25 protein-coding genes and 1 riboswitch are annotated in these 23,598 nt (G+C 64.3%); of the genes, 19 read left to right on the top strand and 6 right to left on the bottom strand.

Going from position 1 to position 23,598, the window contains the following annotated elements; all coding sequences use genetic code 11:
- Positions 1-223 precede the first annotated feature (223 nt).
- The 5 genes from P6U27_RS09470 (at position 224) to P6U27_RS09450 (ending at position 6,405) form a co-directional block, all read left to right on the top strand.
- On the top strand, positions 224-1,333 hold the full coding sequence (locus tag P6U27_RS09470) for an ABC transporter ATP-binding protein (protein WP_407193921.1): 1,110 nt from the start codon (positions 224-226) through the stop codon (positions 1,331-1,333).
- A 65-nt stretch (positions 1,334-1,398) separates the two neighbouring features.
- The gene (locus P6U27_RS09465) at positions 1,399-2,448 is read left to right on the top strand and encodes an ABC transporter substrate-binding protein (RefSeq protein WP_407193920.1); all 1,050 of its coding nucleotides are present in this window, start codon (positions 1,399-1,401) and stop codon (positions 2,446-2,448) included.
- A 282-nt stretch (positions 2,449-2,730) separates the two neighbouring features.
- A complete protein-coding gene (locus P6U27_RS09460; RefSeq protein WP_407193919.1) occupies positions 2,731-3,981 on the top strand; it encodes an ABC transporter permease in 1,251 nt (416 codons plus the stop codon).
- Complete coding sequence (locus P6U27_RS09455) at positions 3,978-4,805, top strand: ABC transporter permease (RefSeq protein WP_162500166.1); 828 nt, start codon at positions 3,978-3,980, stop codon at positions 4,803-4,805. The genes P6U27_RS09460 and P6U27_RS09455 overlap by 4 nt, the downstream gene beginning before the upstream one ends.
- A 388-nt stretch (positions 4,806-5,193) precedes the next feature.
- Entirely contained in the window at positions 5,194-6,405 is a 1,212-nt protein-coding gene (locus tag P6U27_RS09450) for an ABC transporter substrate-binding protein (protein ID WP_407193918.1), read from the top strand.
- 526 nt (positions 6,406-6,931) lie between these two features.
- Here the strand turns inward: P6U27_RS09450 and P6U27_RS09445 are convergent.
- From P6U27_RS09445 to P6U27_RS09435, 3 genes are all read right to left on the bottom strand, one after another.
- Positions 6,932-8,098 (bottom strand): IS110 family transposase, encoded by a 1,167-nt coding sequence (locus P6U27_RS09445; RefSeq protein ID WP_407119947.1) that lies wholly within the window; start codon positions 8,096-8,098, stop codon positions 6,932-6,934.
- 167 nt (positions 8,099-8,265) lie between these two features.
- Positions 8,266-8,787, bottom strand: a complete 522-nt coding sequence (locus P6U27_RS09440; protein WP_122401933.1) for a PRC-barrel domain-containing protein — start codon at positions 8,785-8,787, stop codon at positions 8,266-8,268.
- A gap of 463 nt (positions 8,788-9,250) precedes the next feature.
- Positions 9,251-9,451 (bottom strand): hypothetical protein, encoded by a 201-nt coding sequence (locus P6U27_RS09435; protein WP_122401932.1) that lies wholly within the window; start codon positions 9,449-9,451, stop codon positions 9,251-9,253.
- A gap of 230 nt (positions 9,452-9,681) precedes the next feature.
- Between P6U27_RS09435 and P6U27_RS09430 the strand changes: the two genes are divergently transcribed.
- The 6 genes from P6U27_RS09430 to thiC all read left to right on the top strand — a co-directional run bounded on the left by P6U27_RS09430 (position 9,682) and on the right by thiC (position 15,366).
- Positions 9,682-10,215, top strand: coding sequence for a transglycosylase SLT domain-containing protein (locus P6U27_RS09430; protein ID WP_407193917.1), 534 nt, complete (start codon positions 9,682-9,684; stop codon positions 10,213-10,215).
- Positions 10,216-10,403: 188 nt separating this feature from the next.
- Positions 10,404-10,545, top strand: a riboswitch (TPP riboswitch).
- Positions 10,533-11,543, top strand: a complete 1,011-nt coding sequence (locus P6U27_RS09425; RefSeq protein ID WP_407119963.1) for an FAD-dependent oxidoreductase — start codon at positions 10,533-10,535, stop codon at positions 11,541-11,543. Its footprint overlaps the riboswitch before it by 13 nt.
- Positions 11,534-11,731, top strand: a complete 198-nt coding sequence (gene thiS / locus P6U27_RS09420; protein WP_122401929.1) for a sulfur carrier protein ThiS — start codon at positions 11,534-11,536, stop codon at positions 11,729-11,731. Before P6U27_RS09425 ends, thiS begins: the two co-directional genes overlap by 10 nt.
- A gap of 175 nt (positions 11,732-11,906) precedes the next feature.
- A complete protein-coding gene (locus P6U27_RS09415) occupies positions 11,907-12,689 on the top strand; it encodes a thiazole synthase (protein ID WP_407193916.1) in 783 nt (260 codons plus the stop codon).
- Positions 12,676-13,302 carry a thiamine phosphate synthase gene (locus P6U27_RS09410; protein ID WP_407193915.1) on the top strand — a complete coding sequence of 209 codons (627 nt, stop codon included), beginning with the start codon at positions 12,676-12,678 and terminating at the stop codon, positions 13,300-13,302. The genes P6U27_RS09415 and P6U27_RS09410 overlap by 14 nt, the downstream gene beginning before the upstream one ends.
- A 165-nt stretch (positions 13,303-13,467) precedes the next feature.
- A complete protein-coding gene (thiC, locus tag P6U27_RS09405) occupies positions 13,468-15,366 on the top strand; it encodes a phosphomethylpyrimidine synthase ThiC (RefSeq protein ID WP_407193914.1) in 1,899 nt (632 codons plus the stop codon).
- 100 nt (positions 15,367-15,466) lie between these two features.
- Here thiC and P6U27_RS09400 read toward each other — a convergent pair whose 3' ends face one another.
- Positions 15,467-16,036 (bottom strand): DUF4262 domain-containing protein, encoded by a 570-nt coding sequence (locus tag P6U27_RS09400; protein WP_129145541.1) that lies wholly within the window; start codon positions 16,034-16,036, stop codon positions 15,467-15,469.
- Positions 16,037-16,065: 29 nt separating this feature from the next.
- Here P6U27_RS09400 and P6U27_RS09395 point away from each other — a divergent pair, with 29 nt between their 5' ends.
- From P6U27_RS09395 to P6U27_RS09380, 4 genes are all read left to right on the top strand, one after another.
- A complete protein-coding gene (locus P6U27_RS09395) occupies positions 16,066-16,578 on the top strand; it encodes a mismatch-specific DNA-glycosylase (RefSeq protein ID WP_129145540.1) in 513 nt (170 codons plus the stop codon).
- 351 nt (positions 16,579-16,929) lie between these two features.
- Positions 16,930-17,577, top strand: a complete 648-nt coding sequence (locus P6U27_RS09390; protein WP_407193913.1) for a glutathione S-transferase family protein — start codon at positions 16,930-16,932, stop codon at positions 17,575-17,577.
- Between the two features lie 219 nt (positions 17,578-17,796).
- Complete coding sequence (locus P6U27_RS09385) at positions 17,797-18,489, top strand: glutathione S-transferase family protein (RefSeq protein ID WP_407193912.1); 693 nt, start codon at positions 17,797-17,799, stop codon at positions 18,487-18,489.
- A 317-nt stretch (positions 18,490-18,806) separates the two neighbouring features.
- A complete protein-coding gene (locus tag P6U27_RS09380; protein ID WP_407193911.1) occupies positions 18,807-19,916 on the top strand; it encodes an IS110 family transposase in 1,110 nt (369 codons plus the stop codon).
- 70 nt (positions 19,917-19,986) lie between these two features.
- On the opposite strand, the gene P6U27_RS09375 is transcribed toward P6U27_RS09380, so the two are convergent.
- Positions 19,987-20,421: a hypothetical protein gene (locus tag P6U27_RS09375; RefSeq protein WP_129146209.1), complete on the bottom strand. Its 435-nt coding sequence runs from the start codon at positions 20,419-20,421 to the stop codon at positions 19,987-19,989.
- Between the two features lie 472 nt (positions 20,422-20,893).
- Between P6U27_RS09375 and P6U27_RS09370 the strand changes: the two genes are divergently transcribed.
- The 3 genes from P6U27_RS09370 (at position 20,894) to P6U27_RS09360 (ending at position 22,132) form a co-directional block, all read left to right on the top strand.
- Positions 20,894-21,277 (top strand): RidA family protein, encoded by a 384-nt coding sequence (locus tag P6U27_RS09370; RefSeq protein ID WP_122401921.1) that lies wholly within the window; start codon positions 20,894-20,896, stop codon positions 21,275-21,277.
- A gap of 143 nt (positions 21,278-21,420) precedes the next feature.
- Positions 21,421-21,681, top strand: coding sequence for a hypothetical protein (locus tag P6U27_RS09365; protein ID WP_122401920.1), 261 nt, complete (start codon positions 21,421-21,423; stop codon positions 21,679-21,681).
- Between the two features lie 199 nt (positions 21,682-21,880).
- Positions 21,881-22,132, top strand: a complete 252-nt coding sequence (locus tag P6U27_RS09360; RefSeq protein ID WP_407193910.1) for a hypothetical protein — start codon at positions 21,881-21,883, stop codon at positions 22,130-22,132.
- An 88-nt stretch (positions 22,133-22,220) separates the two neighbouring features.
- Here the strand turns inward: P6U27_RS09360 and P6U27_RS09355 are convergent, their stop codons facing one another.
- A complete protein-coding gene (locus tag P6U27_RS09355; protein ID WP_129146205.1) occupies positions 22,221-22,706 on the bottom strand; it encodes a J domain-containing protein in 486 nt (161 codons plus the stop codon).
- Positions 22,707-22,817: 111 nt separating this feature from the next.
- Between P6U27_RS09355 and P6U27_RS09350 the strand changes: the two genes are divergently transcribed.
- Positions 22,818-23,585, top strand: coding sequence for an SDR family NAD(P)-dependent oxidoreductase (locus P6U27_RS09350; RefSeq protein WP_407193909.1), 768 nt, complete (start codon positions 22,818-22,820; stop codon positions 23,583-23,585).
- The last annotated feature ends 13 nt before the right edge of the window (positions 23,586-23,598 follow it).

Genomic DNA, 23,598 nt, shown 5'->3' with positions numbered 1-23,598 from the left:
CTGCAGTCTCAACGAGCCCTGCCGCCGATTTGCCTCATCCTGAGGCGGCGCGTAAGCGCCGTCTCGAAGGACGAGGCGTGCGCGCAGGCCTCCGCGACGAGTCGCATGCGATGCCTTGCCCACTCACCAGGCCTCGCACGCCTCTTCGTCGCTTGCGCCGCTGGCATTCTCGCTGGAGGATGCTAATCTCGCACGGCACGGTAGGGGACAACGCGAGGACAACATGGAAGCCGGCATGGTCACACCCGCGCCGGCGCTGGTGCGCTTTTCCGGCATTCAGAAGACCTATGATGGCGAGCATCTCGTGGTGAAGAACCTCGATCTCGACATCAGGAAGGGCGAGTTCATCACCCTGCTCGGCCCGTCGGGCTCGGGCAAGACCACCACGCTGATGATGCTGGCCGGCTTCGAGGTGCCGACCCATGGCGAGATCTACCTCGCGGACCGCCCGATCAAGAACGTGCCGCCGCACAAGCGCGACATCGGCATGGTGTTCCAGAACTACGCCCTGTTTCCGCACCTGACCATCGCGGAGAACATCGCCTTTCCACTATCCGTTCGCAACACGAGCAAGGCGGACGTGCAGGAGCGCGTCAGCGCGGCGCTGCGCATGATCAAGATGGAAAGCCTGGCGCAGCGGCGGCCCGGGCAGTTGTCCGGCGGCCAGCAACAGCGCGTGGCGCTGGCCCGCGCGCTGGTCTTCAATCCGCAGCTCGTGCTGATGGACGAGCCGCTCGGCGCCCTGGACAAGCGCCTGCGGGAGCAGATGCAGCTGGAGATCAAGCAGCTGCACGAGACGATGGGCATCACCATCGTCTACGTCACCCACGATCAGAGTGAAGCGCTCACGATGTCGGATCGGATCGCCGTGTTCAACGACGGCATCGTGCAGCAGATCGACGGGCCCGACGCGCTGTATGAGCATCCGGTGAACAGCTTCGTCGCTCACTTCATCGGCGAGAACAATGTGCTGGCCGGCACCGTCGAGACGATCGACAAGGAGTTTTGCCGGGTTGTGCTGGCCGGAGGCGGCGCCGTGACCGCGCGGGCTGTCAACATCTCAGGCGCGGGTGCGTCGACCTCGCTGTCAGTGCGGCCGGAGCGGATCGCCATCGTCCCGGACGGCAGCACCAGCGACGGGGTCAATCGCCTGCCGGCAAAAGTCCAGAACACGATCTATCTCGGCGACCACGCGCTGGCCGTACTCGAGGTCGCCGGCAACGGCGAGTTCATGGTCAAGCTTCAACCGGGAGCGCATCACAGCCTCACACAAGGGGAAAGCGTCTTCATCACCTTCCGCCCCGAGGATTGCCTGGCTCTCGACCCCGTCTGATCCAACGCAAAGCGGACATGAAACAATCAATCTCGACGCAACTCACGCAAGAAGGAACGAAGACCATGCTGAATCGCAAGATCGCTCTGGAGTTCGCCGCGGCACTGAGCGCCAGTGCTGCGCTGGCGACAGTTGCGCAAGCGCGCGACCTCACCGTCGTATCGTGGGGCGGCGCGTATCAGGATGCTCAGAAGAAAGTCTATTTCGAGCCGTTCAAGAAGGTAACAGGCGTTGCGATGAACGACGAGGCCTGGGACGGCGGCGTCGGCGTATTGCGCGCCAAGGTGCAGGGTGGTGCCGCCACCTGGGACGTCGTCCAGGTCGAAAGCGACGAGCTCGCAGTCGGCTGCGAGGAAGGCCTGTTCGAGAAGCTGGACTATTCCAAGATCGGCGGCGAGGCCGCCTACATCCCGCCGGCGGTCAATCCTTGCGGCGTCGGCGCCATCCTCTACGATTTCGTTCTCGGCTACGACAAGGACAAGCTGAAGGAGACACCCCAAGGCTGGGCCGACTTCTTCGATACCAAGAAGATTCCCGGCAAGCGCGCCTTGCGCCAGGGCCCGAAGACCACGCTGGAGATCGCCCTCATGGCCGACGGCGTCGCACCAATGGACGTCTACAAGGTGCTGGCGACCGACGAAGGCGTCGATCGCGCCTTCAAGAAGCTGGATACCATCAAGGGCGACATCGTGTGGTGGAAGGCCGGCGCCCAGCCGCCGCAATTGCTCGCCTCCGGGGAGGTGGCGATGACCTCGGTCTATAATGGCCGCATCGACACCGCGAACAAGAACGAGAAGAAGAACTTCGGCATGGTGTGGGACGGCGCGCTGTTCACCCTCGACAGCTGGGTGATCCTGAAGGGCAGCCCGAACAAGGAGGCGGCCTACAAATTCCTGGACTTCGTCGGCAAGGCGGAGAACCAGTCCAAGCTCTCGGAGAACATCGCCTATGGCACTTCGAACAAGGACGCCGCCGGCCGGCTCGCGCCCGCCGTCCTGAAGGACCTGCCGACAGCGCCTGACAACATCAAGAACGCGGTCGAGATCAACGTTGGCTTCTGGCTCGAGAACATCGACCGCCTGACCGAGCGCTTCAACAAATGGGCAGCGAAGTAGGTCCCGACAGCACCGGCGTGCGGCGCAGGCGGAGGGAAAAACGTGGCGGATAGCTCGCCCGCGGTGCATCCTTCGAGACGCCCGCCCATGGCGGGCCCTCAGGATGAGGTCTGAGTCTGTGGCAGCGACTTTACGGACACCGATGTCGAGGAGCCTCATCCTGAGGAGGCCGCGAAGCGGTCGTCTCGAAGGACGAGGCGCGCGCTCAGACCGGCCCGAAATGCCATATGCGATTGCCCGCCCGGAAATGGCGGGGGACGTCCGGTCAAAAAGGTTCGCGCCATGACAGCGGCGTCCCTGACCGAGACCGAAGTGCCGCTCAAGCGCCGGTTGAGGCGAGCGGAGCGGGCACGCCAAGTCAAGGCATTGGCGCTGGTCCTGCCGCTTCTTGTCTTCCTGCTCTTCACCTTCGCAGGCCCCATCGCCGGCATGCTCTGGCGCGCGGTCGATGACCGCGAGGTGCGCCAGGTTCTGCCGCAAACCATTGCTGTTCTCGCGGACTGGGACGGCAAGGACCTCCCCAACGAAAAGGCCTATGCCGCGCTGGCAAGCGACATCATGGCGGCGCGTGGTGCCGGCAGCATCGCCATCGCGGCCAAGCGGCTGAACTACGCACTCAACGGCTTCCGCACGATCCTGACCAGCACGGCGCGCAATCTGAAGGCGGCTCCGGAGCCGGGCACGGCCAAGGAGACGTTGGGCAAGATCAACCCGGCCTGGCGCGAACGCGCCACCTGGGCGACGATCAAGGACGCCGGTGGTCCCATCACCGGATTCTACCTTCTCGCCGCGCTCGACCTGACGCGGAACGCGGACGGCGCGATCGTCGCAGCCCCGAAGGATCAGGCCATCTACCGCGAGGTTTTCGCCCGCACCTTCCTCATCAGCCTCGGTGTCACGGCACTCTGCCTGATCCTCGGCTTCCCGGTCGCCTACTTGCTGGCGACGCTGCCGCCGGTCCGGTCGAACCTCTTGATGATCTTCGTCCTGCTGCCGTTCTGGACGTCTCTGCTGGTCCGCACCTGCGCCTGGATCGTGCTGTTGCAGAGCAAGGGAATCGTGAACGACAGCCTGCACTGGCTTGGCATCATCGACGAACCGTTGCGCCTGATCTACAATCGCTTCGGCGTCTGCGTGGCCATGACCCACGTTCTCCTGCCGTTCATGATCCTGCCGCTGTACAGCAGCATGAAGGCGATCTCGCCTGCATACATGCGTGCCGCCGCCTCGCTCGGCGCGCCTCCCCTCACCGCCTTTCTGCGGATTTACCTGCCTCAGACCTTGCCCGGCATCGGCGCGGGAAGTCTGCTCGTCTTCATCCTCGCGCTCGGCTATTACATCACGCCGGCCCTGGTCGGCGGCGCCGCAGACCAGATGATCAGCTACTTCATCGCACTCTACACCACCGAGACGGCCAATTGGGGCCTTGCTTCGGCATTGGGGGCGGTGCTGCTCTTGGCCACCGTTCTGCTCGCTCTCGTCTACGGCAAGCTGGTGCAGGGACAGCAGGTCACGGGAGGCATGAAGAATTGAGCGACAATTCCTCCCTCCGCACGCCCAGCCAGCGCATCGCGTGGACCGCGACCATCGTCGTCTCGACGCTGGTGTTCATCTTCCTGATCGCGCCCATCCTTGCGATCATGCCGCTGTCCTTCAGCTCGGGCTCGTACCTGACCTATCCGTTACCGGGCCTGTCCTTGCGTTGGTACGACGACTTCATCACTTCGCCGCGCTGGATGCATTCGTTGAAGAACAGCATGATCATCGGCGTCGCCTCGACGGCGCTGTCGATGGTGCTTGGCACGCTGGCCGCGCTGGGGCTGGCGCAGTGGAAGAGCCGGTTCAAGCCGCTCGTACTGGCTTTCGTGCTGTCGCCGGTGGTCGTGCCCGGGGTCATCACCGCGGTGGGCCTGTATTTCTTCTTCGCGCCGATCGGACTGACCGGCAGTTATCTCGGCCTGATCCTGGCCCACACCGCGCTGGCGACGCCGTTCGTGGTGATCACGGTCGGCGCGACGCTGCAAAGCTTCGACACCAATCTGTCCCGCGCCGCCGCCTCGCTCGGCGCTTCGCCAATCTACGCGTTCCGCCGCGTGATCCTGCCGCTGATCCTGCCTGGCCTCGCTTCAGGCGCGCTGTTCGCCTTCGCGACCAGCTTCGACGAGGTGGTGATCGTGCTGTTCATGGCAGGTCCCGAGCAGCGCACCCTGCCGCGCGAGATGTTCAGCGGCATCCGCGAGAACATCAGCCCGACCATCACGGCAGCGGCGGTGATCTTGACGACGGTCTCGGTCATCCTCCTCGCCACCCTGGAAGGCTTGCGCCGGCGTAACGAACGGCTCAAGGGCGGCGGCTGAAAGGCGGCGCTCCTCCTTCTCCCCGCGCGCGGAATGGCAATCACATATGGCATTCTGCGCAACCTAAGCGCGCGCCTCGTCCTTGACGACCGCTCCGCGGTCTCCTCAGGGATGAGGCTAAGCGGCATCGGTGCTTGTTGAAACGACTGCCGCACACTCGGTCCTCATCCTGAGGGCCCGCCAACGGCGGGCGTCTCGAAGGATGCCACAGGGGACTCTCTCCCATATGCGGTTATCCTGCCGCAGGCGGGGGAGAGGCGAAGGGAACACCCCGCCCCTTCTGATTTTGCATTCCGCTATGACGCGCGCCGCTTAGCTGCCGCGACCGATTGCCGCTACAACCGTGCCCGCAACAACGCCCGAACAACAACATACAGGGAGAAACACGATGCAAAAGCTATTCGCCGCCGTCGCGGCCGGCCTCGCGCTCGCCGCGACTTCCGGCGCCGCGCACGCCCAGATCTCCGACGACGTCGTCAAGATCGGCGTGCTCACGGACATGTCGAGCCTCTATGCGGACGCGACCGGCAAGGGCTCGCTCGCCGCGGTCGAAATGGCGGTCGCCGATTACGGCGCCAAGGTCGCGGGCAAACCGGTGCAGGTGGTCGCTGCCGATCACCAGAACAAGCCCGACGTCGGCGTCAACATTGCCCGCAACTGGTACGACAACGACAAGGTCGACGCGATCTTCGACGTGCCGACGTCATCGGTAGCGCTGCCGGTCTCGGCGCTGACGCGCGAGAAGAACAGGATCCACATCAATTCCGGCGGTGGCTCGTCCGACATCACCGGCACCGCCTGCTCACCCAATACCGTGCACTGGACCTACGACACCTATGCGCTGTCGAACGTCGCCGGCAAGGCAATGGTCAAGCGCGGCGAGGACACCTGGTTCTTCGTCACCGCCGACTACGCCTTCGGCATGGCGCTGGAGCGCGACGCCGCCAACGTCGTCAGGGAGAGTGGCGGCAAGGTGCTCGGCGACGTCCGCCATCCGCTCAACTCGTCGGACTTCTCCTCATTCCTGCTGCAGGCCCAGGCCTCCAAGGCCAAGGTTGTCGCGCTGGCGAATGCCGGCGGCGATACCACCAATGCCCTAAAGCAGGCTTCCGAATTCGGTCTGACCCAGGGCGGCCAGAAGATGATCGCGCTCTTGCAGGAGATCACCGACACGCATTCGCTCGGCATCAAGTCGACGCAAGGCCTGATCGTCACCGACGCCTTCTACTGGGACATGAACGAGGAGACGCGCGCGTTCTCGAAGCGCTTCAACGAGAAGGTCGGGCACATGCCGACCATGATCCAGGCCGGCCTTTATTCGGCAACGATGCACTATTTGAAGGCGATCGACGCGATCAAGACTGACGCGGCGCCGAAGGTGATGGAGCAAATGCGCGCGACACCGGTCAACGACTTCTTTGCGAAGAACGGCAAGATCCGCATCGACGGCCGCATGGTCCACGACATGTATTTGTTCGAGGTCAAGAAGCCCGAGGAATCCAAGGGCGAGTGGGACCTCTACAAGCTGATCGCCACCGTGCCCGGCGACGAGGCCTTCCGCCCGCTCGACAAGGGCGGCTGCCCGCTGGTGACGCATTAGCCTCCGCAACTTCCGTCATTGCGAACGAAGCGAAGCAATCCAGAATCCCTCCGCGGCGACAGTCTGGATTGCTCACATGGGGATTTGGTGTGTCAAGGCGGTTTGTTCAGCTCTTTGTTCGATTGCAGGCCAGCTCTTCGTCCCGACCGTGGAGCACGTAGGATGGCGCGCGCAGATCGAGTCAAGGTCGGCCCGTAGGGCCGTCGCGAAGCGACTTGGCCTTGACTCGAGCGAGCACGCCATCAGGCTTTGGCAGTCGGGGCAGCGGGCGGATAACTCCTTTTCGTCAGGCGATCCAAGGTCGAGCCGGTTGTTGCAATCTGGTTTGCTTGCCAGATCAAACTCACATTCGGTCGCCGCGCGGCGGCGGCTGCACCAACATTCCGCTTGCGGCGGGCAGGCTCGAGAGGACGAGACCATTCTTCGTTACGGCGTTTGAAGCCATGCAATCCATCGGTTCGTCCACCCGGATCGGCCGAGGCTGATCAATCTCGGCGGATTGGCTTTGAGGCTGAGGAGCGTGGTGTCAGGCGGCGGCCTTTATCTCGGCTCCCTCGATCACCACGCCCGCGGTCACGTACTTCCAGAGGGCCACGAGCAGCTTGCGCGCGAGCGCCACGATCGCGCGCTTGCGGCCGCGTTGGCTGTGCACCTTGAACCACTGGGTCAAAGCCGATTGAGGCTGGTGGCGTACCCAGAGCCAGGCGAGCTGGATCATCGTGGTTCTCAGGCGCGGATTGCCAGCCTTCGACACGCCTTGCTCGCGCTCGATGCCGCCACTGCGCCATGGCGTGGCTGCAAGGCCGGCATAGGATGCAATCTGGCGGCGGTTGGCGAACTGCCGGTAAAAGGCCTCCGACCAGAGAACGGCCGTGAAGTTCGGGCCCAGGCTCTTCAGTTCGAGCAGCATTGCCACCGGGTTCGATACGGTCTTCTCCCCCGCCGCCTTGCTCGCGGCCAGCAACGCATCCTGCTCGCGCTCCACCGCCGTGATCTGGTCGAGCAGCAGTTCGAGCCGGTCGAGTTCGCGGCTGATCTGCGCCTTCAGATGCGCCAGCAAGGCGCGCCCGTCGCCCGTCCGCAAGGCCTCCAGCCGCTTCCGCCGGTCTCGCCGCAGCGGCGCGTAGTCGAAGATCCCTTGCGCGAACAGAAGACCCTTGATCCGGTTCACATGCTCGATCCGCTCCGCGATCAAGGTCTCTCGCTCGCGGCACAGCCTACGGCGGTCCTCCTCTGCCGGAGAGGGCGCAACGACCATGGCGCAGACCCGTACCTCGCCGCGCTTGTAGGCCAGCAGCGTCCGCAACAGCGTCTCGCCATCCAGCCGGTCCGTCTTGGCCCGCCGGCGCCGGCGCGGCGTCGCAATCGAGGCCGGATCGACTACGTGGCTCTCGATGCCTTCCTGCTGCAGGGCGCGGTGAAGCCAGAACCCGTCCAGCCCCGCCTCCTGGATCGCGATGATCGGATAGCTCTCACCCGTTCGCGCCTGCGCCTTGCGCTTCAGCTCCGCAAACAGCTTCAACAGTTCCGAAAGGTCGCCGGCCTTCATGCTGCGTTTGGACATCTTCTCGCCCTTGCAGGGCGACAGCGAAGTGACCAGCCATGTCGAACGGCTCAGTTCCAATGACACAAAAATTGCGCCAAACTGCGTGCGGATAGCGGCCAGTCCGTCGGAAGGATGATCGAGCAACATCGTCGTCTCCAGGTTGAATGGATTCAGCAACCCTCAGTCTGGCCTCAGACCTGGTCGCTATCCACTCCCCATGGAATCTTCGTCGCAAGAACTCCTCGCAATGACGGAGACACGACAGCGCGCCCGGTGGAAACCAGGCGCGCTTCGTTCAGCCGACTAGAAGTCCATTACTCCGAGTACTTGAACTCGGGCATGTTCTTCAGTTCGTCCTTGCTCGCATTGAACACGGCGTGGTCGGGGTACCACTTCGACGCGGACGTCGTGGTCGTCGCGGTCTTGTCGGTTCCGGTCGCTGCGCCGGTCGTCGTGGTCGAGGCCGGCCGGCCGGGCGGGTTGGTGGCGGCCGTGCCGGTGTAGGCGACGGGCTCGTTGACGAACTTCAGTTTCTCGTAAGGCACCGCAACGAGGTGCTCGCCCATGCCGAGGAAGCCGCCGACGCCGATCACGGCCATCTTGACGTTACCGCTCTTGTCCATCAAGAGGTCGTTGATCGAGCCGATGTTCTCGTTGGCCTCGTTATAGACCTTCACGCCCGACATTTTCGACACGCGCCACTGGTCGGACGCGCTCGTCGTCGTGGCGGTGGCCGCCGGTGCCGCCTTGTCGGTGGTCGCGGTCGGCGCTTGCGCGAACGCAGCGGTCGCCAGCAGTGCTGTGCCGGCAAGGCCGGCAACGATCGATTTCATCATGTTGTCCTCTCCTTCAACGAAAACCTTGTGTGGAGAGAACAGCGCTGATCACGCGCAGTTCCGTGCGCACCGCAATTTCGTTGCGCAATGCGCGAGCGGAGAATTCACGAGACTTGTTCCTGCGTCACTCAGGAACATTTTGCGACGCACGGTTCCCCGCCGACGATCATGCGCCTTGGGTGAAGCATGACCGCTGCGAGACCGCGCCGACCTGGAAGCTGTCGCTGCACGACCGCAAGCCGCACGGCTTGATCGTGCGCATGCAATTGCCGGTCTGTCGGGAGCCGCGGCTGGCGCTTAGGCACTTCTTTTTTCACCTCTCCCAAGCAGGGAGACGTCGATTTGCGTAGCAAATCGGGTGAGGGGGTGCAGATCCCACGAGAGAACGCAACCCCTCACCCGGCGCTACGCGCCGACCTCTCCCTATGGGAGAGGTGAAGAGACCGCGATGTGTGGCAAAGCCTCAGGCGGCGAGCGGCGGATGCTCGATCGCGTGCTCATCGAAGATCGCGACCGCCTCGAAGCGGTAGCCGCAGGCCTGGCACTTCCAGAGATAGGAAACGCGCCCCTCGCCCGGCTCGATCCAGTCCGGGAACGGGATCGGTGTGCCACATTGTGCACAAGGGTTCTGCCTGGGAATGTCGTCGATGTCTGCTGGGGTCATGGACGTCCTCCCGAGTGCTGGTTTGGATCAGCGATTTTGGGCGAATGCGCCAATGGACAGACCCGCTGTCGCGTAAGGGCGCGCCGCCAGCTCCAAGCTTAACCCAGGTTTAAGTCGTAAAAGCGACGAGCCGGCGAAAATCGCCGCGGGTGACGTTTCGCCACATCATCGCCGTGTTCCCACTGCCTAACGCGCGAGGGTGCAGGTCCGTTCTGCCGAGGAATATTTCGATGAAAATTTTGCGTATTGCCGTGCTTGCAGCGGCAGGGCTGATGATGCCGCAGGCTGCATTCGCCGGCGAAGCCGAATACGCCGAGATGGTTGCAGCCCATGCCCGCGCCAACGGCGTGCCGGAGGCGCTGGTGCATCGTGTCATCATGCGCGAAAGCCGCTATCAGCCGCACCTCGTCGGCCGTGGCGGCACCATCGGCCTGATGCAGATCAAGCTCGCGACCGCCCGCGGGGTCGGCTACACCGGCGATGCCGCCGGCCTGCGCGATCCCAACACCAACCTCACTTATGCGGTCAAGTACCTCGCCGGCGCCTATCGCGCCGCCAACGGCGACCACGCCCGAGCCGTGCGTTATTTCGCGGGCGGCTATTCCTACGCTGCAAAGCGCCAGCGCCAGGAGGCGATGCAGGTCGCCAATGCGGGCGAGACCTTGCTCGAGCCGAACGGCAATCCGCAGCCGATGTTCGGCACGCCGCCACATCGCAAGCTGGCACCGGGCGTCCGTAACGCGCGGGCGCAGGCGCCGAAGTAACTTCCGTGTCCCGGACGCGCTGCAACGTGTAGCGTTGCTGCGCAGAGCCGGGACCCAGCATCTCCACGAAGATGGGCCCCCGCTCAGCGGCGCACCACGCCGCAAAAGGCGCGTGCGTCCGGGGCACGGCTGCAGTGCAGTTCCGTGCCAACACGCGTTGACCACTCCGCCCCACTGGCATACATTGACGCCGTTCCGAGGGGTGCTCCGAGGAGGAGCTGAGATACCGCTAAATGGGCAATTCGGCCAACACCGGCTGCTCAAGACCGCGGTGACCCTTTGAACCTGATCCGGGTCATGCCGGCGAAGGGACAGGGATGTACCAGACCACCAAGCGGCCGGATTCACCGGTATCCATCATCGGCGCAGGCATTGCGGGCGCCTGGCACGCCCTGCTGTTCGCACAGGCCGGTCACGCCGTCACCTTGCACGAGCGCGGTGACGAGGCGATGACGGACTCGACCAGCCATTGGGCCGGCGGCATGCTCGCGCCCTATTGCGAAGCCGAGGTCGCAGAACCCATCATCAGCCGATTGGGGCTTCGCTCCCTGGACATCTGGCGGCGCGAGCTGCCCGACACGCCTTTCAACGGCTCGCTCGTGGTCGCCCATCCGCGCGAGCGCAACGATTTCGAGCGCTTTGCGCGCATGACCGAGAATCACCGCCGGCTCGATGCCGCGGGCCTCGCCGAGCTCGAGCCGTCGCTGGAGGGCCGCTTCCGCGACGCGCTGTTCTTCCCCGCCGAGGGCCATGTCGAGCCGCGGCGCGTGCTGCCGAAGCTGCACGAGCGCATCCGCGCCGCCGGCGGCACCATCAAGTTTTGCAGCGACGTCAGCGCAAACGACCTCGACGGCATCGTGATCGACTGCCGCGGGATCAGTGCGCGCGACGAGCAGGGCGAGCTTCGCGGCGTCAAGGGCGAGATGATCCTGATCGAGACCCGTGAGGTGCAGCTGGCGCGCCCGGTGCGGCTGATCCATCCGCGCTGGCCGCTCTACGTGATCCCGCGCGAGAACGGCCTGTTCATGCTGGGCGCGACCTCGATCGAGGCGGAAGACACCGGCGTCAGCGTGCGCTCGGCGCTGGAGCTTTTGGGCGCGGCCTATACGGTGCATCCGGCCTTCGGCGAGGCGCGCATCGTCGAATTCGGCTCAGGGCTTCGGCCTGCTTTTCCCGACAACCTGCCGCGCATCGGCATTCGCGACAGCAGGATCAGCGTCAACGGGCTCTACCGCCACGGCTTCCTGCTCGCGCCGGCCCTCGCCGAGCTGACGCTCGCCTATGTCCATCGCGGCCAGATCGACAACGAGGTGATGCAGTGCTTGTGATCGTCAACGGCGAGCAGCGCGAGGTGAGCGCGGCCAGCGTCGGCGCGTTGCTCACCGAGCTCGACTACGAAGGCACCCATTTCGCCATCGCACTCAACTACGACGTCGTGCCGAAAAGCCGCTGGGCCGAGACCGCGCTGAAGGCCGGCGACGAGATCGAGATCATCACGCCGCGGCAGGGAGGGTGAGGATGGTGGCTGTCCATTTGTCGCCCCGGCGCGCACCAAACACGCCGCTGTCATCGCCCGGCTGGACCGCGCGATCCAGTACGCCGCGGCTTCTCCGCATTGCGGCACGGCCTCGGGAATACTGGACCCCCGCTTTCGCGGGGATGACACCGTCATTCAAGGAGACACCTTCAACATGGTGACCTTCTACGGCAAGACCTTCCCTTCCCGCCTCCTGATCGGCAGCGCGCTCTATCCCTCGCCGGCGATCATGCAAAGCGCGATCCGCGCCTCCGGCGCCAACATCGTCACGGTGTCGCTGCGGCGCGAATCCGCCGGCGGCAAGACCGGCGATGCGTTCTGGAAGCTGATCCGCGAGCTCGACGTCACCGTGCTGCCGAACACCGCCGGCTGCCGCACCGTGCGCGAGGCGGTGACGACGGCCAAGCTCGCTCGCGAGTTGTTCGGCACCAGCTGGATCAAGCTGGAGGTCATCGCCGACAACGACACACTGCAGCCCGATGTCGTCGGCCTGGTCGAAGCAGCAGGCCTCCTGATCAAGGACGGTTTTGAAGTCTTCCCCTATTGCACCGAAGACCTCTCGGTCGCCAATCGCCTGGTCGACGCCGGCTGCAAGGTGGTGATGCCCTGGGCCGCGCCGATCGGCAGCGCGAAAGGCATCACCAACCGCGATGCGCTGAAGCTGCTGCGCGAGCGCCTTCCCGACATCGCGCTGGTGGTCGACGCCGGCTTAGGGGCGCCGAGCCATGCGGCGCAGGCGCTCGAGCTCGGCTATGACGCAGTGCTGCTCAACACCGCCATCGCCAAGGCCGCCGATCCCGTCGCGATGGCGAATGCCTTCCGCCTCGGCTGCGATGCCGGCCGCACCGCCTATGAGGCCGGGCTGATGAACGCCCGCGACTTCGCCTCCCCCTCCACCCCCGTCGTTGGGACCCCGTTCTGGCATGCCGTATCCTGATCGCCACGCGTATCCTGATCGCTTTTATCCCATCGTCGACAGCCTCAAATGGGTCGAGCGCCTGACCAAGCTCGGCGTCGGCACCATCCAGCTGCGCGCCAAGGAGCTGAACGACGCCGACGCGCTGCAGATCGTCACCGACGCGCTGGCGATCACCGAGGGCACGCAAGCCAAGCTGGTGGTGAACGACTACTGGCGCGCCGCGATCGTCGCCGGCGCGAAGTACTTGCATCTTGGCCAGGAGGACCTCGCCGAGGCCGATCTCAAGGCCATCCGCGAGGCGGGCCTCAATCTCGGCATCTCCACCCATGACGACGAGGAGCTTGCGACCGCGCTCGCGGCAAAACCCGACTACGTCGCGCTCGGCCCGATCTTCTTCACCACCTTGAAGTCGATGCGTTTCGAGCCGCAGGGCATTCCCAAGATCACGGAATGGAAAAAGCGCATCGGCACCATCCCGCTGGTCGCGATCGGCGGCATCAAGTTCGAGCACGCCGCGGAGATCTTTGCGGCGGGGGCGGATTCCATCGCCGTCGTCAGCGACGTCACCCAGAATGCCGACCCCGATGCGCGCGTGCGGCAGTGGCTCGGCCTGTCAAAGGAGGCGGCATGACCGAAACTCTCTCCGCTCGTCATTGCGAGCGAAGCGAAGCAATCCAGAATCCCTCCGCGGAGACAGTCTGGATTGCTTCGTCGCAAGAGCTCCTCGCAATGACGGGGCAAGAATTCACCGCCGTCGCTCAAACGCACGCACCACAGAATTAAACCGGAGGATCCCATGAACATCCGCTCCAACCCCGAGAAGACCGTCCCCGCTGTCACCACCGGCCCGCTGCCCTCCTCGCGCAAGATCTTCGCGACACCGGACGCCGCGCCCGATCTGCGCGTGCCCTTGCGCGAGATCATCCTCTCCGAAGGCGCCGGCGAGCCCAACCTGCCGGTGTACGACACCTCCGGCCCCTACACCGATCCTGATGTCACCATCGACGTCAACGCCGGCCTGCCCCGCAACCGCAAGCAATGGGTGCTGGAGCGCGGCGGCGTCGAGGAATATGAGGGCCGCCAGATCAAGCCGGAGGACAATGGCAGCGTCTCCACCGACAAGGCCGCCCGCGCCTTCTCGGCCTATCACAAGCCGCTGCGCGGCCTCGACGGCCACAAGGTGACCCAGCTCGAATTCGCCCGCGCCGGCATCATCACCAAGGAGATGATCTACGTCGCCGAGCGCGAGAACCTCGGCCGCAAGGCCCAGCTCGAACGCGCGGAAGCGGCGCTTGCCGACGGCGAAAGCTTCGGCGCATCGGTGCCCGCCTTCATCACTCCGGAGTTCGTGCGCTCGGAGATCGCGCGCGGCCGCGCCATCATCCCCTCCAACATCAACCACAGCGAGCTCGAGCCGATGATCATCGGCCGCAACTTCCTGACCAAGATCAATGCCAATATCGGCAACTCGGCGGTGACCTCGTCGGTCGAGGAAGAGGTCGAGAAGATGGTGTGGGCGATCCGCTGGGGTGCCGACACCGTGATGGACCTCTCGACGGGACGCAACATCCACACCACGCGTGAGTGGATCCTGCGCAACTCGCCGGTGCCGATCGGCACCGTTCCGATCTACCAGGCGCTGGAGAAGTGCAACGGCGATCCGGTCAAGCTGACCTGGGAGCTCTACAAGGACACCCTGATCGAGCAGTGCGAGCAGGGCGTCGACTATTTCACCATCCACGCCGGCGTGCGCCTGCAATACATCCACCTCACCGCCAATCGCGTCACCGGCATCGTCAGCCGCGGCGGCTCGATCATGGCGAAGTGGTGCCTGGCGCATCACAAGGAAAGCTTCCTCTACACGCATTTCGACGAGATCTGCGACCTCATGCGCAAGTACGACGTCTCGTTCTCGCTCGGCGACGGCCTCCGCCCGGGCTCGATTGCCGACGCCAACGACCGCGCGCAGTTCGCCGAGCTCGAGACGCTCGGCGAGCTCACCAAGATCGCGTGGGACAAGGGCTGCCAGGTCATGATCGAGGGCCCCGGCCACGTGCCGATGCACAAGATCAAGATCAACATGGACAAGCAGCTTAGGGAATGCGGCGAGGCGCCGTTCTACACGCTTGGACCGCTGACCACCGACATCGCGCCGGGCTATGACCACATCACCTCCGGCATTGGCGCCGCCATGATCGGCTGGTTCGGCTGCGCCATGCTCTGCTACGTCACGCCGAAGGAGCATCTCGGCCTGCCCGATCGCAACGACGTCAAGACCGGCGTCATCACCTACAAGATCGCCGCCCACGCCGCCGACCTCGCCAAGGGCCATCCCGCCGCGCAGCTGCGCGACGACGCCCTCTCCCGCGCGCGGTTCGAATTCCGCTGGACCGACCAGTTCAACCTCGGCCTCGACCCGGACACCGCAAAAAGCTTCCACGACGAAACCCTGCCGAAGGAAGCCCACAAGGTCGCCCATTTCTGCTCGATGTGCGGCCCAAAATTCTGCTCGATGAAGATCACCCAGGACGTCCGGGACTACGCCGCGACGCTGAACGATCCGAACAGCGTAGGGATGTCGATGAGCGGCACGGCCGAGGACGGCATGGCGAAGATGAGCGCGAAGTTCAAGGAGATGGGCGAGAGCCTGTATCTGGATGCGGAGAAGGTGAAGGAGAGTAATCGGGTGTTGTGAGGGGCTGGTGCTCAGCTCGTCATGCCCGGGCTTGACCCGGGCATCCATCTGAAAATTGAGAGGCCGGGCAAAAAGCCCGGCTTTTTTGCGAGGCATCCCTTCAAGAAACCATTTTCTTCAACAGCGGCTGATCCTTTTTGACAGTGGGTGAGCATTCCTTTTCCCAGGGGAAACGCCTATTGGCGTCTTGCCAGATGACTTGGAGACACGGGAACGCGAACCGCGACTTCTGGTAAAACCAGATCGCCGTGCCAAGATATTCGCGATAGACACCGAGCGGCACCTGCCAGAAGCCGAGCTTGTAGCCGTTCTCCAGCATGTCGTCGGCGACATCGCCATCGACGAATTGATGCCCTGCTGCAACGCGGTCGCGGATAAGGTTGATGATGGCCTGCGCCGTTTCGGCTCTCTGTCCGAAAATGATGAGTTCGGGATGCCCATAGTTCAGATGCAGACCGATCGAAAATGAAAACGATGGATTCGCATCTGGTATGCCCGTGATATGGCAGCCGTGATTGCGGACGTTACGCAAGATTATCTTGTCGGCTTCGTGCTCGGGCTCGGGCCATTCGAACTGATCTTGCATTTTCTCCTCAGATGAAACAAGCGTAGCCCGGATGAGCGTAGCGACATTCGGGGTCTTTGTCGCCTCGCATTCGCTGACGCTCATGCGGGCTACAACTCCACGGATAACTGATTTTGTCCGATAGCAAGCTCCACCGCCTCCCCGACCAGCTCCGTCCCAACCTCCACCTCGTCTTCGTCGGCACCGCCGCCTCGACGCGATCGGCCGAGCTCGGGCACTATTACGCCCATCCCGGCAACCGCTTCTGGCGCGCGATCCATGAGGCCGGGATCACGCCGCGGCGCTATCAGCCAGGCGAGTTCGCGTCGCTGATCGAGCTCGGGATCGGCTTCACCGATCTCTGCAAGACGGGCGCCGGGATGGATCACCAGATCGCGGCGAAGGCGATCGACGTGCCGGGCTTCAGGGCGAAGATCGAGACGTACCGGCCGCGAACGATTGCGTTCACGAGCAAGAAGGCGGCGAGCTTGTTTTACGGCAGGCCGTCGGCTGCGATTGTGCTGGGGCGGCAGCCGCCCGATGCAAGCTGGCCGGAGACATTCGTGCTGCCCTCGCCGTCGGGTGCAGCATCCGGGCATTGGACGCTGGAGCCGTGGCGTGAGTTAGCCAAGTGGATCGCTGCGTAAGGTGGGCAAAGGCGCTCTTGCGCCGTGCCCACGATCTTTCCGTGGGTCCCGCAAGACGTGGGCACGGCGCGCGAAGAGCGCGCCTTTGCCCACCCTACGGCGCTGCCGGATTGCATCAGCTCTCGTGTCCCGGGCAAGCGCAGCGCAGACCCGGGACCCAGAACTTCCGCTGCTGATCATGGGCCCCGGCTCTGCAGCGCATCACGCCGCACTGGACGATGCTTCGCATCGCCAGGGGCGCGCTGCACTGCGTCCGGGGCACGCCACCGCCGATATTTCGCACGTAGTCTGTCGGAAGCCGCATCCGTCGTTCGTCCTCCGAACCAAAGCACGATCCCCCGGAGTCCCCCCATGCCCACCATCACCGCCTTCGAAAACTCCCCCGACCGCGGCAAGGGCCACGCCCGCGACATGCGCGTCCGTTGGGCATTCGAAGAGGTCGGCCAGCCCTACGACGTTCGCCTCCTCTCGTTCGCGGCGATGAAGCAGCCGGCGCATCTTGCGCTGCATCCGTTCGGGCAGATCCCGACCTATGAGGATGGCGATCTCACGCTGTTCGAGTCCGGGGCAATCGTCCTCCACATCGCCGAGCGCCAAGATGGCTTGCTGCCGAAGGATGCCAACGCGCGCGCTCGCGCGATCGCGTGGATGTTCGCCGCGCTTGCCACGGTGGAGCCGCCGATCGTCGAGCTCACCATGGCCATGCTGTTCGAGCGCGACAAGGGCTGGTACGCCGAGCGCCTGCCGATGTTGCACGACCGCGTCCGTGTCCGGCTCGGCGAATTGTCCCGCCACATCAGTGAGGCCGATTGGCTCGACGGCGCCTTCAGCGCCGGCGATCTCATGATGGTGACCGTGTTGCGGCGATTGAACACGTCGGGCCTGCTCGACGAATTCCCTGATATCGCCGCCTATGTCGCCCGCGGCGAGGCGCGGCCGGCGTTCAGGCGGGCCTTCGAGGCGCAGCTGGCGGTGTTCAACGCGGCGTCGCGTCCGTGATTCGTAGGGTGGGTTAGACGCGCGGCTGCGCGAAAGCGCAGGCCGTGCGGCGCAACCCACCACTTCCGTCGCCGCGCTTCCTGAATTGGTGGGTTACGCCTTGCGCCTTCGCGTGTTCAATCACCGCACTCGTGAGCGGCTAACCCACCCTACAAACGCCGCACCCATTGCGTCCATCGCGGCGCCCCTGCATTCTAGGCCCGCCAGAGGAGCCCGCCCATGCTGACCCTCTACTCCTACCCAGACCTCTTCGGTGTCGCCGACAACAACGGCTACGGCCTCAAGGTTTACGCCTTCCTCAAGCTTGCGGGCGTGCCGTTGGTGCATGAGCACGTGTTCGATGCCTCCGCTGCGCCGCGCGGGCAGCTGCCTTACGTCGTTGACGACGGTGAGACCATCGGCGACAGCGAGACCATCATCGCGCATGCGACCGCGAAATATCGCCTGACGATCGATGCCGGCCTGTCGCAGGCCGCACGCCGCACCAACCATTTCGTCACGCGCATGCTGGACGATCTCTACTGGGTGATGTCCTATTCGCGCTGGAAGGACGAGCGCTTCTATCCGGCGTTCCGCGACGCCTTCATCGCGCAGCATCCGCAGATCGATGCTGCCGGCTTCGAGAAGGCCAAGGCCTACAACGCGCAGCGCTATCAGTTCCAGGGCATCGGCCGCTACGCGCCCGAGCAGGCCTATGCGCGGGGGCTCGCCGACTTGCAGGTGCTGGCGGAGATCGTCCCAGTGCAAGGCTTCGTGCACGGCGCGGCGCCGACGAGCGTTGATGCCGGCGTCTACGGCTTCATCGCCAACATCTATCTCTTTCCGATCTCGACGCCGCTGAAGGCCTTCGTCGATGCGCGTGAGAATCTCGTTCGGCATTGCGATCGGATTCGTGCGATGGTGAGTGCGTAGTCCACGCTCTCGCAGGGTGGGCAAAGCGGAGCGTGCCCACCAACTTCGTCACCGCGACCACAGGAGAGGAATGGTGGGCACGGCGCTTGCGCACCTTTGCCCACCCTTGTTTTAGCGCACCGGACTAGAATGGCCTCGTTCCGTGAGGAATGGCCCAGCTCGGGTGGCCGCCCGAGCTGGGCTGCCGATCGATCGGATCGATGCCCACCGAAGCCTTGAGGGCTGCCTTTCGTAGCAGGATCGCGATCGGTACTTCATCGGGACCCGGATGGTTGAACGAACTTTAGGTTCGCACACACAAGGGAGGGTCGACGAAGATGGCCAAGCGTATCACGATCTGTGCCGGGATCGATACCGGTAAACGTAAGCTCGATGTGGCACTTGATGGCAGTTTGGAGCGGCTTCAGGCCGATAACACGCCGGATGGCTATAAAGTGCTGGTGGAATGGTTGCAGCGCCACAAGGTCAAACGGGTCGGGATCGAGGCGAGCGGCGGCTATGAGCAGGCTGTCGTCGCCGAGTTGCGGCGCCAGCGGTTTGTGGTCGTCGTATTTCAGCCGGCCCAGGTGCGCGCTTATGCCGTGTTCCAGCTGCAGCGCGCCAAGAACGACAAGATCGATGCCGCGCTGATTGCGGCCTGCACCGCCGCGGTCAAGAAGATCCACGCAGCTCCGGATCCCCGCTTGCTGCCATTTGCCGAGCACCTGACGATGATCGACCAGATCACCGAGGACATTGCTCGGCTGAAGAACCGGATCGAGAGCTGCCGCAATATGCGGCTCCAGAAGCTGTGGAAGGAGGATATCGCTCGCCTGGCCAAGCGCGAGAAGGTCGAACTGAAGGCGCTGGCCGCCGCAATCCGTGAGCATCGCGATCTTGCCGAGCGGCTCGACTTGATCAACAGCATCGATGGTATCGGGCTAAAGACCGCCATGGTCATTCTGGTGCGGATGCCCGAGATCGGTCAGATCACGCGCGAGCAAGCGGCCGCGCTGGCTGGCATTGCCCCTTACGATGACGACAGCGGCGATCGCACCGGCGTTCGTCACATCGCCGGCGGGCGTGAACGGCTGCGACGTGCGCTCTTTACTGCGGCGCTGCCGGCGTCATTTCGCTGGAATCCGCAGCTCATCACGCTCTATGGAAGGCTGATGGGAGCAGGCAAGGAACACAAGCGCGCATTGATCGCTTGCGCCAGAAAGCTATTAATCTTCGCCACACAGTGGTCGCCCGCGGCACGCCTTGGCAGACAAAACCGCCCGAGATCGCGAGGGCTCCGGCTACCTGATGGCGTTTCTTTGTTCGGCCGAAGCACCGTTTCTTCGTCCCGACCTGCCGTCACAAAGACGCCGCGCGCCGCGGCCGTCAAAGGCTGGCCGTCGCCCTGGCCTCAACTCCATCTCCGCTGCCGCCAGGCCACGCCTTGACGGCCGCAAGCACGGCGTCATGCTACCCTCAGCGATCGGGCGAATCTAATGGTTGCTACGACACCGTCTTCTACCGCATCGTGATCGCAAGCCCGCTGAGATCCGCATTCGCCATCAGCCCGACCTGCGTGCCCGTCAGCTCCAGCACCGCGCCCTTCTGGTTGGTCAGCACGATGGCACGGGCGCCGGAGCCGACCGCAAGGCCCGCACCGGCGGCGCCGTAGACGCCGGCGACGTCGGAGGGGCGGTTGATGTTGGAGACGCGGCCGCGCAGCACGGTCTTGGATCCCCCGAACACGAGGCCGTAGTCGAGGCCGCCGGTGGAAAGCCCGTAGCTGCGGCCGCGGAAGTTGAGCACGCCCGAGCCGCCCGACCCGCCGATGATCCAGCCCGCCTTGTAGATCGTCAGCGTCACGAAGCCGCTGTCGGCCTGTGCCGCGGTCGAGAGGCCGGCCAGCGCGGCAATGGCGAGGCATGCGGCGCGAAAGGTGGATGCGAGCTTCATGGGGTCTCCGGGGGCTGTTCTTCAAGGGGGGAATCGAATCAGACGCAGCGAATCTATCCGATCGATCGCGGCGGCAACATGATGGGGTGCGGCTGCGCGCCCCGGATAGCCTCGTTCTCCGTCATTGCGAGCGCAGCGAAGCAATCCAGAATGTTCGCCGCGGAGCCAGCCTGGATTGCTTCGTCGCAAGAGCTCCTCGCAATGACGGGGTCAATGGCCCGTCCTCTCACCGCGGGCGGGCCGCGCGGGGGAGAGGCGAAGCACTGCACAGCACGCCAACCGCCACGATGCCATCTTGCTCCTGTTTTGCCCGACGGAGCAAGTTGATTATTTCGCTCTTTCCGAATTTTAAAAATCCTAATGATCTCCGCACGATCGCTCCTGTGCATGGGGTTGTTTTCGTACTTTTTGTTTGGAGCGCGCCGCTCCTGCCGTTACGCTCATAGGTCTTAGCCCTTCCTGAGGTGAGCCCATGCCGATCCAGCATTTCGCGCCCCCGCCGCACGTCAAGGCGCCGCCGCTGTCGTTTGCGACGCGCGTCGGTGACCTCCTGTTCGTCTCCGGCATTCCCGGCTTCGATGCCAATGGCGCGCTGCCCGACGGTTTCGAGGCGCAGTTCGCCAACGTCGTGGTCAACATCAAGCGTGTGCTGGGCGAGGCCGGCGCCGGCACGCACGATCTCGTCAAGGTCAACGTGCTCCTGACCCGCGCCTCGGATGTCGCCGCCATGAACGCGCTCTATGCCGGCGCCTTCGGCCCGCCGCCCTACCCGGCGCGGACAACGTGCGTGGTGCACGCGCTGCCCGATCCGAAGATGCTGATCGAGATCGAGGCAGTCGCGTCACTGGCGCGGTGAGCGTGTTGCTTGTCGGGCACGCGGCCAAACCAAATGCTTGGGGAGCAGCTGACATGTCCGTGAACGGCGGCTCCCCGGCTTGCAAAGGACCTGCTTTTACCGCACGAATTTTCAGATCCCACTTCCCCACAAGGAGATACTTCATGCGTCGCGTTTTCGCGCTCTGTGCCGTTGCCGGCATTGCTAGTTCCGTGTTCGCCGTGCCCGCATCCGCGAAGGTCGGCTATTACGTGATCCGCTGGGACAACACCGGCATCTGCCAGGTCTGGAACGAGGACCTGCAGTACAAGCCGTTCCAGATTGGGGTGTCGACCTACAAGGTCGTCAGCAAGCCGCTCCCGACCTTCCAGCAGGCCTCCGACCTCCAGATCCAGATGCGCACCGAGCGCCGCTGCACGCTCTGAACTCAGGCAGGAGATCGCATTTCAAGGGCGGGTCGGGCGAGCGATCCGCCCTCGTCTTTTCCTGCCCGCCTTGTTTGAACCCGATCAGCGCGAGCCGCTACTCACATCTTGTCCGGGGCGCATCCCCCAAAGGCGTCCCGCACCCTCCTCCCGTCATTGTCGGGAGGCGCATCACATCATTCATTTTGAGGAGCTGATCATGCGTCGTCTTTCCATGCTGTGCGCTGCCACCGGTCTTGCCGTCACTGCGTTCGTCGCTGCGAGCCCTGCCGAAGCCAGCTATCATCTGATCCGCTGGCACGACACCGGCTTCTGCCAGATCTGGGACGAGAGCATCCCGACCACACCGTGGCCGGCCGGCTATCACCGCGCCAGCACGACCGTGCCGACCTTCATCGACGCGCTCGCGGTGAAGGATTCCGCGCTGAAGAACGGCCACTGCAGCTGGTAACCATTCGATCGGCGGACGAAGAGCCGGGCAAGGACTCGCATCCTTGCCCGGTTGTTTTTGTGTTGCGCAAGCGGGGGCTGACGCGCGCTCACGCGTCCTTGTGCGCGCCGGGATGAATCAGGATGTCGCGCGCGTCGGCGAGGTCGATGAAGGCGTCCGCGCTGCCGCCCTGGTCGGGATGCAGGCCCTTGGCGGCGCGGCGATAGGCCCGGTTGATTTCCTCGCAGGTGAGCTGCACGGCGAGCGGCAGGCCGAGCATCTTGCGGGCGCGATCCTCGCTGGACAGCTGTTTCGGCATGGCGTTGCGGCGGCCGAAGCGCGGGACACTCAGATCATGCACGACATCGAGCACCACACCGAGACGGCGCTGGGCCGCCAGCATCACGCCGTGCTCGTCATTGTCCACGGCCTGGCGCAGCACCGGAAGCGCCTGCTCGGCGGCCTGGCGCAGCGTGAGGTCGCCGCTCATCCGCGCGATCTCCGCCAGCAGCCGGCCGGCCTCGGCCCAATCGGGCGAGTGCGCCGACCGAAGGCGTTCCAGAGCGAGTTTCCAGGAGTCGAGCCGTTCCATCATGCGCGCAACGTGTAGCAATGAAGATCAGTATGCCAAGGCCGCCGTTTCCGACCCCTTAATTTCGAGTTAGCTTTTCGTGAAACTTCGAAAAGAAATCGGGAGGAATATGTCATGGCCTTGCTCGCAAACCACATCGCCGTCGTCACGGGTGCCGGCTCCGGCATCGGCCGGGCGATCGCCGCCGGATATGCGCGCGAGGGCGCCGAGGTCGTGCTGCTCGACGTCAACGCCGAGACGGTGGCAGAGGCCGCGCAGGAGATCCGAACATCGGGCGGCAAGGCCGAAAGCTTTGCGCTCGACGTGACCCGGCGCGAGGATTGCTTCGCGCTGGCGAAGCAGGTCGAAGGCAAGGTCGGACAGGTGTCGATCCTCGTCAACAATGCCGGCATCACCCGCCGCAACGCCTTCACCGCGGAGACCGAGACGGTGGCGAAGGACTGGAACGACATCATCTCGCTCAACCTCAACGGCGTCTTCAACATGACGCAGGCGTTCCTCGCCCCCTTGCGCGCCAGCAAGGGCCGCATCGTCAATATCGGCTCGATCCAGTCCTTCGTGCATCTGCGCACGCCGAGCTCGGCGGCCTACACCACCTCGAAGCACGGCGTGCTCGGCTTCACCAAGGCGCTCGCGGTCGAGCTCGGCAAGGAGGGCGTGCGCGTCAACGCGATCGGGCCGGGCTTCATCGAGACCAACATCAACGCCAATGTGCGCGCGACCAATCCGGCGCTGGTGCAGGCCTTCGTCGACCACACCCCGCTGGCGCGCACCGGCAAGGCGGAGGACATCGTGGGACCTGCGATCTTCCTCGCCTCGGATATGTCGGCCTATGTCACCGGAACGATCGTGATGGTGGACGGCGGGTATCGCACGGTGTGAGGCACGACTCACC

The organism is Bradyrhizobium sp. STM 3566, assembly GCF_045571445.1.
Taxonomy (GTDB): domain Bacteria; phylum Pseudomonadota; class Alphaproteobacteria; order Rhizobiales; family Xanthobacteraceae; genus Bradyrhizobium; species Bradyrhizobium vignae.
Note: the sequence above shows the minus strand (reverse complement) of the source record. Positions and strands in the feature narration are given on the sequence as shown.